At 66.9% G+C, this 15,642-nt stretch carries 16 protein-coding genes and 1 riboswitch; of the genes, 7 read left to right on the top strand and 9 right to left on the bottom strand.

Annotation, left to right across the window (positions count from 1 at the left end; all coding sequences use genetic code 11):
* Positions 1–71: 71 nt before the first annotated feature.
* Positions 72–683, bottom strand: a complete 612-nt coding sequence (locus Bsp3421_RS30935) for a septal ring lytic transglycosylase RlpA family protein (RefSeq protein WP_274000594.1) — start codon at positions 681–683, stop codon at positions 72–74.
* A 621-nt stretch (positions 684–1,304) separates the two neighbouring features.
* On the opposite strand from Bsp3421_RS30935, the gene Bsp3421_RS30930 reads away from it, so the two are divergent.
* The 3 genes from Bsp3421_RS30930 to Bsp3421_RS30920 all read left to right on the top strand — a co-directional run bounded on the left by Bsp3421_RS30930 (position 1,305) and on the right by Bsp3421_RS30920 (position 3,113).
* Positions 1,305–1,949, top strand: a complete 645-nt coding sequence (locus tag Bsp3421_RS30930; protein WP_274000593.1) for an MBL fold metallo-hydrolase — start codon at positions 1,305–1,307, stop codon at positions 1,947–1,949.
* Entirely contained in the window at positions 1,946–2,551 is a 606-nt protein-coding gene (locus Bsp3421_RS30925) for an exonuclease (RefSeq protein ID WP_274000591.1), read from the top strand. Before Bsp3421_RS30930 ends, Bsp3421_RS30925 begins: the two co-directional genes overlap by 4 nt.
* 103 nt (positions 2,552–2,654) lie before the next feature.
* On the top strand, positions 2,655–3,113 hold the full coding sequence (locus Bsp3421_RS30920; protein WP_252981918.1) for an Lrp/AsnC family transcriptional regulator: 459 nt from the start codon (positions 2,655–2,657) through the stop codon (positions 3,111–3,113).
* Positions 3,114–3,128: 15 nt separating this feature from the next.
* Here Bsp3421_RS30920 and Bsp3421_RS30915 read toward each other — a convergent pair whose 3' ends face one another.
* The 3 genes from Bsp3421_RS30915 to Bsp3421_RS30905 form a co-directional block, all read right to left on the bottom strand.
* Positions 3,129–4,319 carry a cation diffusion facilitator family transporter gene (locus Bsp3421_RS30915; protein ID WP_274000590.1) on the bottom strand — a complete coding sequence of 397 codons (1,191 nt, stop codon included), beginning with the start codon at positions 4,317–4,319 and terminating at the stop codon, positions 3,129–3,131.
* 249 nt (positions 4,320–4,568) lie between these two features.
* The gene (locus tag Bsp3421_RS30910) at positions 4,569–4,862 is read right to left on the bottom strand and encodes an H-NS histone family protein (RefSeq protein ID WP_274004418.1); all 294 of its coding nucleotides are present in this window, start codon (positions 4,860–4,862) and stop codon (positions 4,569–4,571) included.
* Positions 4,863–5,234: 372 nt separating this feature from the next.
* The gene (locus Bsp3421_RS30905; protein WP_274000589.1) at positions 5,235–5,933 is read right to left on the bottom strand and encodes a HugZ family pyridoxamine 5'-phosphate oxidase; all 699 of its coding nucleotides are present in this window, start codon (positions 5,931–5,933) and stop codon (positions 5,235–5,237) included.
* Positions 5,934–6,186: 253 nt separating this feature from the next.
* On the opposite strand from Bsp3421_RS30905, the gene Bsp3421_RS30900 reads away from it, so the two are divergent.
* The gene (locus Bsp3421_RS30900) at positions 6,187–7,338 is read left to right on the top strand and encodes an MFS transporter (RefSeq protein ID WP_274004416.1); all 1,152 of its coding nucleotides are present in this window, start codon (positions 6,187–6,189) and stop codon (positions 7,336–7,338) included.
* A 78-nt stretch (positions 7,339–7,416) separates the two neighbouring features.
* Here Bsp3421_RS30900 and Bsp3421_RS30895 read toward each other — a convergent pair whose 3' ends face one another.
* A complete protein-coding gene (locus Bsp3421_RS30895) occupies positions 7,417–8,559 on the bottom strand; it encodes a branched-chain amino acid ABC transporter substrate-binding protein (protein ID WP_274000588.1) in 1,143 nt (380 codons plus the stop codon).
* A gap of 496 nt (positions 8,560–9,055) precedes the next feature.
* Between Bsp3421_RS30895 and Bsp3421_RS30890 the strand changes: the two genes are divergently transcribed.
* The 3 genes from Bsp3421_RS30890 to Bsp3421_RS30880 all read left to right on the top strand — a co-directional run bounded on the left by Bsp3421_RS30890 (position 9,056) and on the right by Bsp3421_RS30880 (position 11,833).
* The gene (locus tag Bsp3421_RS30890; protein ID WP_274000587.1) at positions 9,056–9,535 is read left to right on the top strand and encodes a hypothetical protein; all 480 of its coding nucleotides are present in this window, start codon (positions 9,056–9,058) and stop codon (positions 9,533–9,535) included.
* A gap of 69 nt (positions 9,536–9,604) precedes the next feature.
* Complete coding sequence (locus Bsp3421_RS30885) at positions 9,605–10,297, top strand: dienelactone hydrolase family protein (RefSeq protein WP_274000586.1); 693 nt, start codon at positions 9,605–9,607, stop codon at positions 10,295–10,297.
* Positions 10,298–10,366: 69 nt separating this feature from the next.
* Complete coding sequence (locus Bsp3421_RS30880) at positions 10,367–11,833, top strand: amidase (RefSeq protein WP_274000585.1); 1,467 nt, start codon at positions 10,367–10,369, stop codon at positions 11,831–11,833.
* Positions 11,834–11,924: 91 nt separating this feature from the next.
* On the opposite strand, the gene metF is transcribed toward Bsp3421_RS30880, so the two are convergent.
* From metF to Bsp3421_RS30860, 4 genes are all read right to left on the bottom strand, one after another.
* Entirely contained in the window at positions 11,925–12,755 is an 831-nt protein-coding gene (metF, locus tag Bsp3421_RS30875) for a methylenetetrahydrofolate reductase [NAD(P)H] (RefSeq protein WP_274000583.1), read from the bottom strand.
* Positions 12,756–12,774: 19 nt separating this feature from the next.
* On the bottom strand, positions 12,775–13,128 hold the full coding sequence (locus Bsp3421_RS30870) for a phage holin family protein (RefSeq protein ID WP_252981927.1): 354 nt from the start codon (positions 13,126–13,128) through the stop codon (positions 12,775–12,777).
* Between the two features lie 114 nt (positions 13,129–13,242).
* Positions 13,243–14,664 (bottom strand): adenosylhomocysteinase, encoded by a 1,422-nt coding sequence (gene ahcY, locus Bsp3421_RS30865; RefSeq protein WP_274000581.1) that lies wholly within the window; start codon positions 14,662–14,664, stop codon positions 13,243–13,245.
* Positions 14,665–14,698: 34 nt separating this feature from the next.
* Positions 14,699–14,803, bottom strand: a riboswitch (S-adenosyl-L-homocysteine riboswitch).
* Positions 14,804–14,905: 102 nt separating this feature from the next.
* On the bottom strand, positions 14,906–15,640 hold the full coding sequence (locus tag Bsp3421_RS30860; protein ID WP_274000580.1) for an RNA polymerase sigma factor FliA: 735 nt from the start codon (positions 15,638–15,640) through the stop codon (positions 14,906–14,908).
* Positions 15,641–15,642 lie beyond the last annotated feature (2 nt).

The following is a 15,642-nucleotide window of genomic DNA, read 5'->3' as shown; positions in this document are numbered from 1 at the left end:
AAACGGCGCGGCTGAAAAGCATCAGGGCCGCGCGAGGCGGCCCTGATGGATGGTGAAGCGCGGCGCGTCCCTTACTTGGAGACGGACGCGGAAACCGACGCGAGCATCTCGTCGCGCGCGATCTGCGCTTCCTGCGGCGACAGCCCCTGGATCTTCACGCGCCCCGTGCCCGAATGCACGAGGCCGATCATCTTCGCCGCCGCGTACGACAGGTCGAGCACCCGGCCGCGCGCGAACGGGCCGCGATCGTTGACCTTCACCACCACCGACTTGCCGTTCGACTGGTTCGTCACGCGGATGTACGACGCGAGCGGCAAGGTCCGGTGCGCGGCGGTCAGCGCGTTCATGTTGAAGCGCTCGCCGTTCGCGGTGCGGCGGCCATGGAATGCCTTGCCGTACCACGAGGCCTTGCCGGTCTGCCGGAAATCGGACACATCGGCCGCATCGATCGGCTTGGCGTCGGCGAGCGACGCGCGCGCGGCGTCCGACGTTCCGGCGGCGGGCATCGAGGCCAGCGCCGTGTCGAAATTCAGTGTCGTGCCCACGCCTGTGTCAGACGCGGTGCGCAGCGCATCTTTCTTCGCGCTGGCTTGTTCCGGAGCATTGCTGGGTGGCACCGCGCAACCTGTCAGCGCGAAAAAAACCGCCAGTGTCCCGAGATGCCTCGGTAATCGAAAATTCATCGACGTGTCGCCTATGAGTGCGGACCGTGAGCTGCCATGAACGGTCCGGACGGATATGCGCGCACGCCCCGCTCGGCGTCGAGCAGGCGCTTGCACTGGTGCGGCTGAGGTGCTGCCGCGACCGTCCTGATTAGCTTTCACGTCTGGCGCAACCTGTCCCCGGCAGCCTGACCAGACCCCATATGCCGCCATCGAACAGGGTTTCCTGTTCGCGCGCGTCGCAAACTCCAACGCACAGGAACGGCGGCATAGGCCTCATCCGACGGCGCGGCAGCAAGGCCGCAGCGGGCGCGCAGCGCCCGGCCGGACAAGACGTGAGCACCGAACGAATCGGTACCGAGATGCACCGCCGGTCACCCCGGCGGCTCTTGCATTGACGGCGTTGTTGCACCATTTATGGTGACTGAACGCCCACTGATAGCGTGGCTTCCACGCACAATGGGCCGCATTATACATAAACGAAAAGCAACGACTCAAAAACGGCCCGGCGCGCTCATTGATTCTCACTATGACTGTAACAATCGACATGTGATTCATTTGCACGGGTGCAAGCCGTGGCGACAGGCGAACGGGCCACGCGCGCGACCAGTACAATCGAGGTTTTCAGCCGTTGCCGATGCCATGAAAGTCACGCTCATCCCCGTCACGCCGTTTCAGCAGAACTGCTCGCTGCTCGTCTGCGAAGCGACGGGCCGCGCCGCGGTCGTCGACCCGGGCGGCGATCTCGACGTGATCCAGCAAGAGGTCGCGCGACAGAACGTGCAAGTCGAGAAGGTGCTGCTCACGCATGGCCACATCGATCACTGCGCGGGCGCGAAGACGCTCGCGACGCACTATGGCGTGCGCATCGAGGGCCCGCAGGAGGAGGAGCGCTTCTGGATCGAGAAGCTGCCCGCGCAGAGCGAGCGCTTCGGGTTCCCGGCCGCCGACACCTTCGAGCCCGATCGCTGGCTCAACGACGGCGATACCGTCACGTTCGGCGACGAAACGCTCGAGGTTTATCACTGCCCCGGCCACACGCCCGGCCACGTGGTGTTCTTCAGCCGCGCGCACCGGCTCGCGATCGTCGGCGACGTGCTGTTCGCGGGCTCGATCGGCCGCACCGATTTCCCGCGCGGCAACCACGCGGACCTGATCAGCGCGATCCGCACCAAGCTCTGGCCGCTCGGCGACGATGTCACCTTCGTGCCGGGCCACGGCCCGGTGTCGACCTTCGGCGACGAGCGCCGCACGAATCCGTTCGTCGCGGATGGGGTGGCGGGATGAGCGCCGAGATCTATGTGAGCACCGACGTCGAGGCGGATGGTCCGATTCCCGGCCCGCACTCGATGCTGAGCTTCGCGTCCGCGGCCTACACCGAGGACAAGCAGCTGATCGCCACCTTCTCCGCGAACCTGCACACCCTGCCCGGCGCCACCGCGCATCCGGTGCAGGAGGCCTGGTGGAAAACCCAGCCCGAAGCCTGGGCGGCCTGCCGCAAGGATCTGCAGCAGCCGGAGGCCGCGCTCGTCGCCTACGTCGAGTGGGTCGAGGCGCTGCCCGGCAAGCCGGTGTTCGTCGCGATGCCCGCGGGTTTCGATTTCACCTTCATGTTCTGGTACATGATGCGCTTCGCCGGGCGCTGCCCGTTCTCGTGGTCGGCGCTCGACATCAAGACGCTGGCCTTCGCGATGACGGGCCTGCCGTACCGGAAAGCGATCAAGCCGCGCTTTCCGCGCCACTGGTTCGACGAGCATCCGCATACCCATGTGGCGCTCGACGACGCGATCGAACAGGGGGCGCTGTTCTGCAACATGCTGGCCGATCTGCGCGCCCAGCAGGCGCGCTGGATCGCAACGGACGAGGCAGCACAAAATGCCACGGATTAATCGGCGAGTTAGCGAATACTGCTCGCATTCCGCGCACTTTGTTGCCTTTCCTTTCTCCGGCCTCTACCATTGAGAAATGGTGTACCTGCCCCCGGAGGCACAGGTGACTCTCGATACCTTTTCGCAAAAAATCCTTCGCCTGTTGCAGCTCGACGCGCGCCGTTCCGTGCAGGAGATCTCCGATCAGGTCGGGCTCTCCAGCACGCCCTGTTGGCGCCGCATCAAAGACATGGAACAGTCCGGCGTGATCCAGCGCTACACCGCCCTGCTCGACCGCGAGAAACTCGGCCTGCATGTGTGCGCGCTCGCGCATGTCCACCTGACCCGCCACAACGAGGGCGGCGTCGAGCAGTTCGAACGCGAGATCGCGACCTGCCCGGAGGTGACCGAGTGCTACAGCACGACGGGCGAGGCCGACTACATCCTCAAGATCGTCGCGCCCGACATCAAGGCCTACGACGTGTTCCTGCACGAGCGCATCTTCAAGATCCCCGCAGTCTCGCAGGTCCGCACCAGCGTCGTGCTGCGCGAGATCAAGTTCGACACGCAGCTGCCGCTCTGAGCGGCGCGCGGCGCGTCAGGCCCGCCCCGTCGCCGCGACCGGCTGCGGGGCGTCGGCCAGCGCACGCGTGATGCCGATCCGGCGCGCGCCGAGCCGCCGGCGCAGCGCGTCGAGGTCGAGCTGCGCGACCGGATCGGTGCCGCCCGGCGTCGCCCTCGCCTCGGCCGCCAGCGCCACGTCGATCTCGAGGCCACTGCTCAGGTAGTGCAGATTCACCGTCCGCGCCCGCAGACCGGCGTCCGCGAGCGCCGCTTCCAGTTGCGCCGTGACCTGCGCGCGCAGCGGCAGAGCCAGCGCCGGGCGCCGCGCGGCATCGTTTTCCGGATCGACGTGAATCAGCGCGTCGAGGACGCGCGAATCGCCCAGCGCGCGCAGGCGCGCCGATTCGGCGATGAAATGCCCCTCGGACACGGAGATCCGCGGATCGACCAGGATATGGGCGTCGACGAGCGCCTGGTCGCCCATCTTGCGGGTGCGCAGGTCGTGCACGTCGCGCACGCCGGGCGTGGCGGCCAGCAGTGCGCGGATCTCGGCGACCGCGTCGTCGTCGAGCGCGCGGTCCGACAGATCCTGCAGCGCATCCCAGCCGAAGGTCCAGCCCATCCGCGCCACCATGAAGCCGACGAGCGCCGCGGCGATCGGATCGAGCAGCTTCACGCCGGCCAGGCTGCCGATGATGCCGATCGCGACCACCAGCGACGACGCGGCGTCGGAGCGCGCATGCCAGGCATTCGCGACCAGCATGGCCGATCGCACGCGCCGGGCTTCTCGCAACATATAACGAAACAGCGCCTCTTTCGATACCAGTACGATAACCGCCACGACGAGTGCACTGGCATGCACGGCCGGAATATCGTCGAGATGGACGATCCGTTCCGCCGCGCGCCACAGCATGCCGACCCCGACCGCAATCAGAATCGCGCCGAGAAACAGCGCGGCGACGGTTTCATAGCGGCTATGACCGTAATTATGGTCGGCATCCGGCTTGGCTCCGCTATGCCGGTTCGCGATCAAGACCACGAAATCGGAGACCAAATCGGATAAGGAGTGGACCCCGTCGGCAATCAAGGCCTGAGAATGTGCAATTACGCCGACTGCGATCTGCAACGCGGACAACACCACATTCACGACGATGCTGACGAATGTGCTGTTGCGGGCGACGACCTGCTTTTCGGTACTCGGATCGTCTTTCGGAAATGTGGACATGAAATACCGGATTTAGCTGGCTGATATCCGGGATTCTATCAAGTCGGCCGGCCGGCGAGTATGTCGCCAACAAGAAAAAACCAGTAAAATCAATCGCTTATGAAAATGCTACGCATTTTCATTTCGAATCCGGCAGCATCGGCGCGCGGCGTTTCGGCGGATGCGACACGGCCTGAAAAGACAAAAGGCCACGCACCCCGTGGGGGGCGTAGCCCTTGCGCGCCTTGCGGCGGACGATGCCCGAGAAGCTTAGATCGCGAATTGCTCGCGGTTCTTGCCGGCGATCCAGCGGGGCGGCTTGCCGCGACCCGACCAGGTTGCGCCGCTCTCCGGGTCGCGATACTTGGCAGCGACGCCCGCACGCGGACGACCCGCCTTGCCTGCCTTGCCGCGGCCCAGACCCAGTTCCACGAGCGAAAAGCCATAATCGGCAATCTTCTGCTTCACGTCATTGAGCACTTCCGCGTATTCGCGCGACTTCGCCTCTTCGATCTGCTTCTCCAGCTTCTCGCGCTGAGCGAGAAGGTCCTTGTAAGAAGACATAAATTCCCTTTTATCTGACCAAACGACGCCGGTCTTGAGCCGGTTCGCCATTTAACATGTATTGATGCCTCGGATAATGAGGACAGAGGTTAGCACAGAAAAGAATGACGGGAATCGGATCGGGCTGAAAATAAATGTTGTTATTTGTGTTTTGATTGTTCAATTTGACCAGCGCCGGCAGCGTATTCAATTATCGCTTACCAGGATCGAACATTAGGGGTATTCGGTGCACATTTTAAGTTTTCAAGCCGCGCAACTGCTTTGTAAAAAGCAAATCAAAGTTTTCATCAAACGAAAGGTTCGTGGCGATCCGCATCCCGGCATGATGTCTTATCTTGTTAATGCAGAATCAATGCGCGCCCACTCCATCAATTAGCGATCCGCATCGAACGCGTGAAAATTCGTGACTGCGACATTTTGAAGCGCCGCTTCGAGCGCCGCGCCGCTCGCTTGCGGCGCATCGAAGGGCGTGCGCAGCAGACGCCCGCCGCAGCGCCAGTCGGCGCCGTGGCGATCCACGCCCAGCAGGGCAAGGTCCGCGCGCCGCGACGGCAGCGCGTCCGCGCAGGCCCATAGCGCCTGCTCCTCGTCGAACGACAGCGGCGCGAGCGGGTCGAGCGCCGTCGCCTCGACCCAGCCCATCCGGCCGAACCCGCCGATATAGCGAATCCGCTCGCTCGCCAGCGCCCGGAACGAGAAATCACCGAGCGCGACGTAGCGCGCGGCGTCCGGGTGATAGCGCAGGTAGCGCGCGCGCAGATAGGAGTCGTCGTCGACCCGTTCGAAACGCCCGACCAGCGTCGCGCGCGCCGCCTCCAGCACCTCGCCCGGCGCCTTCGCGCCCGTGCCGAGGCCGTCCACGACGAGGAACCCCGCGCACGGATCGTCATCGAGGTTGCGGGTGTGCTCGGCGAGCCCGCTCACGAGAATCACCGGCCGGTGCCGCGCGTCGAGCGCGTACGGCACGACGGTCGGAAACGGATAGCCCTCGGGTGCGCGCATCCGGGTCGCGAGCGTGCCGAGCAGGTTGCGATGCAATAGATGAAGCGGCAGGGCGGCGGGTATGTTCAAGTGAGATCCTTGCATGGGACGGAAACTTGGCGCGATCACCCCGGCATCGGGCGCTCCACCGATCGCGAAAAGCATCGCCCGCTTCGCGGCCGTGCGCAAGCGCCCGTCACCCTGCTCCGCTAGAATCGGGCGCTGGTTCCATCAAGCGCTCCGCCAGCCGGCCCCGAGCGCACGTTTTTCGTCGAGCTTCCCTGTGTCCGATCCCGCTTCCTCCGAGCTGCCGGCCCCGCCCGCCGCTCACCGCCGCCTTCCCATGCCCGCCCGCCTGCGCGCCCGCAACGCGACGATGGCCCTGTTCTTCGTCGCGGGCATGATGTACGCCTCGTGGGGCGTGCACGTGCCCACCGTGCGCGACCGCTTCTCGTTGAGCCCCGCGCTGCTGTCCTACGCGCTGCTCGCGGTCGCGACCGGCTCGATCGTCGCGATGACCACCAACGCGCGCTGGATCGCCCGCGTCGGCAACCGCACCGCGTGCCTCGCGGGCGGCCTCGCGATGTCGGCCTGCGCGGCGCTGATCCTGGTGGTGCCCACCTATCCGCTGCTGCTCGCGCTGCTGGCGCTGTTCGGTTTCTCGATGGCGACGCTCGACGTGGCGATGAATGCCGAAGCCAGCGCGGTCGAGATCGCGGTCGGACGGCCGATCATTTCCACCCTGCACGGCATGTTCAGCATCGGCGGCCTGGCCGGCGCGGCCGCGGGCGGGGCGCTGCTGTCAGCCGGCATGCCGCCCGCCGTCCATCTCGCGCTCGCCGCGCTCGTCAGCGCAGGGGTCCTGCTCGTCGCCTGTCCCGCCGTGCTGCCGCACGTGCCGCACACCGACGCCGCGCACGGCCACGCCGACGCGAGCCGCTGGCGCTCGCCCGCGCTGTGGATGCTGGGCGCGATCGCACTCGTCGCGCTGATCGCCGAAGGCGCGATGTACGACTGGGCGACGGTCTATATGCGCGACATCGTGGGCGCGACGCCCGCGCTGTCGAGCGCCGCCTATGCGGCGTTCTCGGGCGGCATGGCCGCCGCGCGCTTCGGCGGCGACGCGATCCGCGCCCGCTTCGGCGCGCCGCAGCTCGTGTTCGCGAGCGCCGCGCTCGCCTGCGCCGGGATGATCGGCGCGCTCTTGCTGCCCAACGCGGTCGCCACGCTCACCGGTTTCGCGCTGATGGGGCTCGGCCTCGCGAACATGATGCCGGTGCTGTTCGCCGCCGCCGCGCGCGTGCCCGGCATCCACGCGGCCGAAGGGCTCGCGCATGTCGCGGGGCTCGCGTACTTCGGCCTGATGTTCGGCCCGGTCGTGATCGGCGCGGTCACACAGATGGCCAGCCTGCCTGTCGGCCTGTCGGTCGTCGCGTTGTGCGCGGCGCTCGTCGCGGTCGCCGCGCCCAAGGTGCTCAGCCGCCTCAAGATCTGAATCTGAACGGCGCCGCCAAAACAAAGCGCGCATGCGTTGCCGCATGCGCGCCCGTTCCCTCGCGAGTCGCCGCCGGTATTACATCTTCACCTGGTCGAGGAACGTCTTCTTGCCGCCCTTGTAGTCATAGAGCGAAATGATGCCGTGCTTCAGATCGCCCTTCGCATCGAACACCGTCTCGCCGATCACGCCTTTGTAGTCCGTGGCCGGCATCACCGCCAGGATCTTCGCCGGATCGACCGAGTTCGCGCGCTTCATCGCGTCGACGACGATGTAGACCGCGTCATAGGTGAACGGCGAGTAGATCTGGATCGGCTGGCCGAAACGCTTCTGGTACTTGTTCTGGAACGCCGCACCACCCGGCATCTTCTCGAGCGCCGCGCCCGCCTGCGAGCACACCACGTTGTCGGCCGCGTCGCCCGCGAGATCGGACAGCTGCTCGGTGCACACGCCGTCGCCCGCGAGGATCTTCGCGCGCAGGCCCAGTTGCTTCGCCTGCTTCGCGAACGGCCCGCCCGTCGCATCCATGCCGCCGTACATGATCGCGTCCGGATTCTCACCCTTGATCTTGGTCAAAATCGCGCGGAAGTCGACCGCCTTGTCGTTGGTCGCATCGTGCGACATCACCTTGAGCCCGAGCGCCTTCGCCTTCTTCTCGAACTCGTTGGCGAGACCCTGGCCGTAGGCGGTCGAATCGTCGACCACGGCCACGCTCTTGATGCCCTTCGACTGGGCGTAGTTCGCGAGTGCCGGCCCCTGCTGCGCGTCGGTCGCCACCACGCGGTAGGTGGTCTTGAACCCTTGCTGCGTATAGGCCGGGTTGGTCGCCGACGGCGAGATCTGCACGATGCCAGCGTCGCTGTAGATCTTCGATGCCGGGATCGAGGTGCCGGAGTTCAGGTGGCCGACCACCGCGACGACCTTGTCGTCGACCAGCTTCTGCGCGACCTGCGTGGCCGTGCGCGGGTCGGCCGCGTCGTCCTGCGCGTCGAGCTGGAGCGTGATCTTCTCGCCGCCGATCGTCAGGCCCTTCGCGTTGATTTCCTCGATGGCGAGGCGCGCGCCGTTTTCATTGTCCTTGCCCAGGTGGGCAATCCCGCCCGTCAGCGGCGCGACGTGGCCGATCTTGACGACCTGGTCGGCCGTCGCGTTGGTGGCGGCCGCGGCCAACAGCATGGCTGCCGCACCCATCGGCAACAACTTCGGCATCTTAATAGTCATGTAAGTCTCCAGTTTCGGTCCCAGAAAACGTCGTCGCCAGTGCCCCGCCGCCCACGTCATCGCATGGGCCTGTTACTGACGCGCGCCGGATGCATCACTCATGCACTTGGCCACAAGCACGCGGGCCGCCGGACCGGCGTCCCTCGTACTTGCGCGAAAGTGTAGGTGATCAAATTAATTCCAGGATTTTTTTTAAGAAACTGGGACCAGTACCAATGGCGGCGCAGCAAAGATTGCCGGAAACCTGCGTTGGATAAGGGTTTCCGCTGATTAGGATACGAAATGAAAGGCGACATTAATATAAGAATTGCCCACCGTTAATGTTTCGAATCAAGCGCTTCGCGCTGAAATAATTCAGCCATCCCCAACGGCTGCAAGCGGCGTCGCGCGCCGCTCGAACGAACATGCCGCCCCGAGCGCGTCTCGCCATTCGCCGGCCGCCGTGTCGGCGAACGCAGCACTCGAGCGCGCCGCGCCGCGTCGCCGGCCGAGCGTCATGCTCCATCCGATCCGCAGCGACCGGTCGTCGCCCTCGTTCGCGCGCGAGCACGCCGAGCACGAACCGCGCGAACCGCGTGGCGTGTCGAGCGGCGCGCCGGGTGGCAAGCCGACAACCGCGCGCAGCGGATCGATCGCAACAGGCGCGCTGCACGGTCGCGTCGCCGGGCGTCCTCTCGGGCAACGCGAACAGCCTGACCGCGCGCGGCCCCCGCCTCGACCGCGAACAGGTCCATCGGCACGACGCGCCGCCCTGGCAGCCGAGCGTGCCGGCGTCCGACGCCGCGCCATCGCGGCGCGAATCACGCTCGCCGTCGCCGCCCGCGCGGCGAACGGCATGGCCGGCGGACAAGTCGAGGCATGCGTGATCGCGACGCCTGAAACGGAGGCGATGCGGCATTCGAAACGGATCCAGATCCGCCCGGCCGGCGTCGCGCGGCGCGGGCCCCGTGCGTCGACTGCAACCGCGCCCGATTGATGGCACACTGACGCGCGCCTTTTTCACTCAATCTCGGAGCCGACCGGCTCCGCCTGCCAGGAGATCTGCATGGCTTCCCAATGGATCGACATCCCCACCGGCGGCGACAGCTTCGGTGGCTACCTTGCGCTGCCGAAACGCGGCAAGGGGCCCGCCGTCCTCATCGTCCAGGAAATCTTCGGCGTCAACAGCCATATCCGCGCGGTCGCGGACCAGTACGCGGCGGACGGCTATGTCGCGCTCGCGCCGGACGTGTTCTGGCGCACCCAGCCGCGCGTCGAACTGACCTACGACGGCGCGGACCGTGACAAGGGCATCGAACTACTGCAGAAGACCGACGTCGGCCTCGCGGTGGCCGATCTCGGCGCGGCGGCCGCCGCGCTGCGCGCGCGGCCCGAGGTCGACGGCAAGCTCGCCGCGATCGGCTACTGCTTCGGCGGCCGGCTCGTCTATCTGGCCGCCGCGGCCGGTTCGGTCGACGCGGCCGTCGCCTACTACGGCGGCGGCATCCAGAACCATCTCGACGTCGCCGGCAAGGTCGCCCAGCCGATCGTGTTCCACTACGCGGGCCACGACCACGGCATTCCGCCCGAGGCGGTCGACCAGGTGCGGCAGGCGTTCGCCGGCCGCGCGAACGCGGCCTTCCACCTGTACCCGGACGCCGAACACGGCTTCAACTGCACCGACCGCGCCTCCTACCACCAGCGCGCCGCCGCGCTCGCGCACGGCCGCACGCTGAGCTTCCTCGCCGAGCATCTGTAAGCCGGCCGCGCGCCGGCCGCACGGCCGGCGCGCGGCGCTCGCCAATCGTCACAACGGGGGTGACCGACGGTGGATCCCGACTATCTGGCGCACGACGCGATCGGGCTCGCGGAGCTGGTCGCGCAGCGCAAGGCCAGCGCGCGCGAGCTGCTCGACGCGGCGATCGGCCGCGCCGAAGCGCTCAATCCGGCGCTCAACGCGATCGTGCTGCGCGACTACGAAGCGGCGCGCGAGCGCGCGACCCGGGCCGGCGCGCTCGACGGGCCGCTCGCGGGCGTGCCCTACCTCGTCAAGGACCTCGGTTCGGCGGTGGCCGGCCTGCCGCTGTCGATGGGCAGCCGCCACTACCGCTACTTCATCCCGTCCGCCGATTCGCCGCTGATCGCGCGCAGCCGCGCGGCCGGCCTCAATATCTTCGGCAAGACCAACACCTCGGAATTCGGCCAGATGCCGTATACCGAGCCGGCGCTGTTCGGCCCGTGCCGCAATCCGTGGAGTCTCGACCATACGCCCGGCGGATCGAGCGGCGGCGCGGCGGCGGCGGTCGCGGCCGGCATCGTCCCGCTCGCGCACGGATCGGACGGCGGCGGCTCGATCCGGATCCCCGCGTCGTGCTGCGGGCTGTTCGGCCTCAAGCCGTCGCGACACCCCGCGCTCGCGCCGCTGCCGATCACGGGCGAGCTGGTGGTCGAACATGCGGTCTCGCGCAGCGTGCGCGACAGCGCGCTGCTGCTCGACCTCACGACCGGCCGCCTCCCCGGCGCCGCGGACAGCTTCCTCGGCGCGCTCGACGCCGCGCCCGGGCCGCTGCGGATCGGCCTCGTCACCGAGCCGATGTTCGCGGCGGCGCTGTCGCCCGACGTGCGCGCGGCGCTCGACGACGCCGCCGCGCTCGCCGCGTCGCTCGGCCATCATGTCGAGCCGGCCGCGCTGCGGATCGATTTCGCGCAGGCGGCGGAGGTCTTCCTGACGCTGTGGGCGACCGTCGCCGAGGAAGCGGTGCTCGGCGCGCAGCAGGTGACGGGGCGCGCGCCGCGCCGCAGCGAATTCGAGCCGGCCTCCTGGGCGATGGCCGAGGTCGGCCGCCGGCTCGCGCGCGCGCGGCTGCCGGACATGCTGGAACTGCAGAAACAGATCACCGTCGCGGTCGCGAGCGCGTGCGCGCGCTACGACGTGGTGCTGTGCGCGTCGCTGGCCGCGCCGCCGATCAAGATCGGCGCGATGTGTCCGACGCCGTTCGAAACCTTCCAGCTGCGGCTCCTCGGCGTGCTGCCGATCCGGCCGCTCCTCAAGCGGATGCTCGCGCAGTCGTCGACGCGCGCGTTCGAATGGGCGGGCTGCACCGAGCTGTTCAACCTGACCGGCCAGCCGGCGATGTCGGTGCCGCTGTACTGGACCGCGCGCGGGCTGCCGGTGGGCGCGCAGTTCGTCGCACGCCACGGCGACGACGCGCTGCTGCTGCGGCTCGCGCGTCAGTTCGAACAGGCCCGGCCCTGGTTCGACAAGCGGCCCCCGCTCGCGCCGGCGCAGCGCTGAGCGCCGCCGATAAAAAAAGAGGCGAGCCAGGCTCGCCTCTTCAGTGACCGCCCGCACCGGCGCGACCCGCACCGGCCCGGCGCGCCCGGCGCTAGAGCCCCAGGCGCTCGCAGACCGTCCTGGTGGCGGCCGCGTTGTTCAGCGTGTAGAAATGCAGGCCCGACACGCCCGCATCGAGCAGCCGCTGGCACAGCCCCGTGACGACGTCCGCGCCGAACGCGCGGATCGCATCGCGATCGTCGCCGAAGCTTTCGAGCCGGCGCGCGACCCAGCGCGGCACTTCCGCGCCGCACATCTCCGAGAAGCGCATCAGCTGCGAGAAGTTCGTGATCGGCATGATGCCCGGTACGATCGGCACGTCGACGCCGAGCTTGCGCACGTCGTCGACGAAGCGGAAATAGGCGTCCGCGTTGAAGAAGTACTGGGTGATCGCCGAATTCGCGCCGGCCTTCACCTTGCGCGCGAAATTCTCGAGATCCTGCTTCGGCGAACGGGCTTGCGGATGGTATTCCGGATACGCGGCCACCTCGATCCGGAACCAGTCGCCATGCTCGGCGCGGATGAAACTGACGAGTTCGGACGCATAGCGCAGCTCGCCCACCTCGCCCATGCCCGACGGCAGGTCGCCGCGCAGTGCGACCACGTGACGGATGCCGTGCGAGCGGTACTGATCGAGAATCGCCCGCAGGCTGTCCTTCGACGAGCCGATGCACGACAGGTGCGGCGCGGCCACGAGGCCGTCCCGCTGCATGTCGATCACGGTGTCGAGCGTGCCCTGCTGCGTCGAGCCGCCCGCGCCGAACGTCACGGAGACGAATTTCGGCTTGAGCGGCATCAGCTGCGCGCGGGTCGCACGCAGCTTGTCGACGCCTTCCGCCGTCTTGGGCGGAAAGAATTCAAACGAGAGTTCGATCGGGTTCATGATTCAGGAAGATCCCTGGTCAGCCGAGATTGCGTTGGCCGAAGATCAGGGCGGACAGCAGCCACGACACGATGCTGTACAGGATCGAGCCGAAGAACGCGGACCAGAATCCCGACACCTCGAAGCCCTTCAGCAACGACGAGGCGAACCAGAAGCACAACGCGTTCACGACCAGGATGAACACGCCGAGCGTGACGATCGTCACGGGCAGCGTGAGCAGGATCAACACCGGCCGGATGATCGTGTTGATGAGGCCCAGCACGACCGCGACGATCAACGCGGTGCCGAAACTCTTGATGTGAATCGACGGCACCAGGTAGGTGATGATCAGCAGCGCGAGCGCGTTGATCACCCAGGTCAGAATCACGGTCATGAAAAACTCCTTGTGCGGTTGGGATGCAGGCCGCGCGCCGCCGCCCCGACGGCGGAATCCGCCCGCGCCCCCCGGACGGCGGACCATCCGGGGGGCGCGGGCGGGACGCGAACCTTAATAGCGGTAGTGGTTCGGCTTGAACGGGCCTTCCTTCGCGACGCCGATGTACGAAGCCTGGTCGTCCGACAGCACGGTCAGGTTCGCGCCGATGCGCGCGAGGTGCAGGCGCGCGACCTTCTCGTCGAGGTGCTTCGGCAGCACGTACACCTTGTTCTCGTACTGCTCGCCGCGCGTGAACAGCTCGATCTGCGCGAGCGTCTGGTTGGCGAACGAGTTCGACATCACGAACGACGGGTGGCCGGTCGCGCAGCCGAGGTTCACGAGGCGGCCTTCGGCCAGCAGGATCACGCGCTTGCCGTCCGGGAAGATGATGTGGTCGACCTGCGGCTTGATGTTTTCCCACTCGTACTGGCGCGTCGACGCGATGTCGATTTCCGAGTCGAAGTGACCGATGTTGCAGACGATCGCGTTGTGACGCATCGCCTTCATGTGGTCGTGGCCGATCACGTGGTAGTTGCCGGTCGCCGTCACGAAGATGTCGGCCTTGTCCGCCGCGTATTCCATCGTCACGACGCGGTAGCCTTCCATCGCCGCCTGCAGCGCGCAGATCGGATCGATTTCAGTGACCCACACGGTCGCGCCCAGGCCGCGCAGCGACTGCGCGCAGCCCTTGCCCACGTCGCCGTAGCCCGCGACCACCGCGACCTTGCCCGCGATCATCACGTCGGTCGCGCGCTTGATGCCGTCGACCAGCGATTCGCGGCAGCCGTACAGGTTGTCGAACTTCGACTTCGTGACCGAATCGTTGACGTTGAACGCCGGGAACGGCAGGCGGCCGTCCTTTTCCATCTGGTACAGACGGTGCACGCCGGTGGTGGTTTCTTCCGTCACGCCCTTGATGTGCGCGAGGCGCGTCGAGTACCAGCTGCCGTCGACCTCGAGGTGCGCGGCGATCGACTTGTACAGCGCGACTTCTTCCTCGTTGGTCGGCTTGGCGATCACCGAGCGGTCCTTCTCGGCCTTCGCGCCCAGGATCAGCAGCAGCGTGGCGTCGCCGCCGTCGTCGAGGATCATGTTGGCGAATTCGCCGTTCGGCCATTCGAAGATGCGGTGCGCGTATTCCCAGTACTCGTCGAGCGACTCGCCCTTGAACGCGAACACCGGCGTGCCGGCTTCGACGATCGCGGCGGCCGCGTGATCCTGGGTCGAGAAGATGTTGCACGAGGCCCAGCGCACGTCGGCGCCGAGCGCCTTCAGCGTCTCGATCAGCACGCCCGTCTGGATCGTCATGTGGAGCGAACCGGCGATGCGCGCGCCCTTGAGCGGCTGCTGCGCCTTGTATTCGTCGCGGATCTGCACGAGGCCGGGCATTTCCGTCTCGGCGATGTTCAGCTCCTTGCGGCCCCAGGCGGCAAGGCTCATGTCGGCGACGAGGTAGTCTTTCGAGGAATTGGAATCGATGACAGCGGCGTTCATCACGCCCTCCTTTCTAAGTAAGTTCTAGAAAATTGTGACGTGAGCGCCGTTCAGGTCGCGGCCGTGCGCATCGCGCGGCCGCTCATTGAAGGTTTCCGAGCCTGGCGGGACCGAGCCCGTCGCAACGCTCCTCGGAAACGAGGGAGGATTGTAGCAAATCGGAATGAAGTTTTCCGCCCGATCGCACGCCGACCATACGCGGCCCGACCATGCGCGGCCCGACCGATCGCGGTCCGACCGCTCAGTGCTCGGCGCCGACCCAGGCCTGTTCGCGCAGCCGCGCGCGCAGCCGGGCAACCGCCTGGCTGTGCAACTGGCACACGCGCGACTCGCTGACCTCGAGCACCGCGCCGATCTCGCGCAGGTTCAGGCCCCGTTCGTAGTACAGCGACATCAGCAGCTTCTCGCGCTCCGGCAGGCGCTCGATCGCCTCCACGAGCGCGTTGCGCAGGTGGTCGTCGAGCAGCGCCGACAGCGGGTCGGCATGGTCGACCCGGTAGCGGTCGAGGAACGGCTCGTCGTCGGCCGAACGGTCGAAATCCTCGTAGTAAATCAGCTGGCTGCCATGCAGGTCCTGCAGCATCGACTGGAATTCGTCGAGCGGCATCTGCATGTGCTCCGCGATCTCGGTCTCGCTCGCCGGCCGGCCGAGCTGCTGCTCGACCTGGTGCACCGCATGCTCGACTTCGCGCGAGGTCTTGCGCAGGCTGCGCGGCAGCCAGTCGTTGCTGCGCAGCTCGTCGAGCATCGCGCCGCGGATCCGCTGCGTCGCGTAGGTCTCGAACTGCGCCCCCTGGTCTTCCTTGTAGCGGCCCGCCGCATCGAGCAGGCCGATCATGCCGGCCTGGATCAGATCATCGAGATCCACGCTCGCCGGCATCTTCGCGACCAGTTGCAGACCCAGCCGCCGCACGAGCGGCGCGTACTGCGTCAACACTTCGTCCTGGGATATCTTTCCTTGAGCGTTGTACATCATGC

The organism is Burkholderia sp. FERM BP-3421, from assembly GCF_028657905.1.
GTDB lineage: Bacteria > Pseudomonadota > Gammaproteobacteria > Burkholderiales > Burkholderiaceae > Burkholderia.
This window is presented reverse-complemented; position numbering and strand designations above follow the sequence as displayed.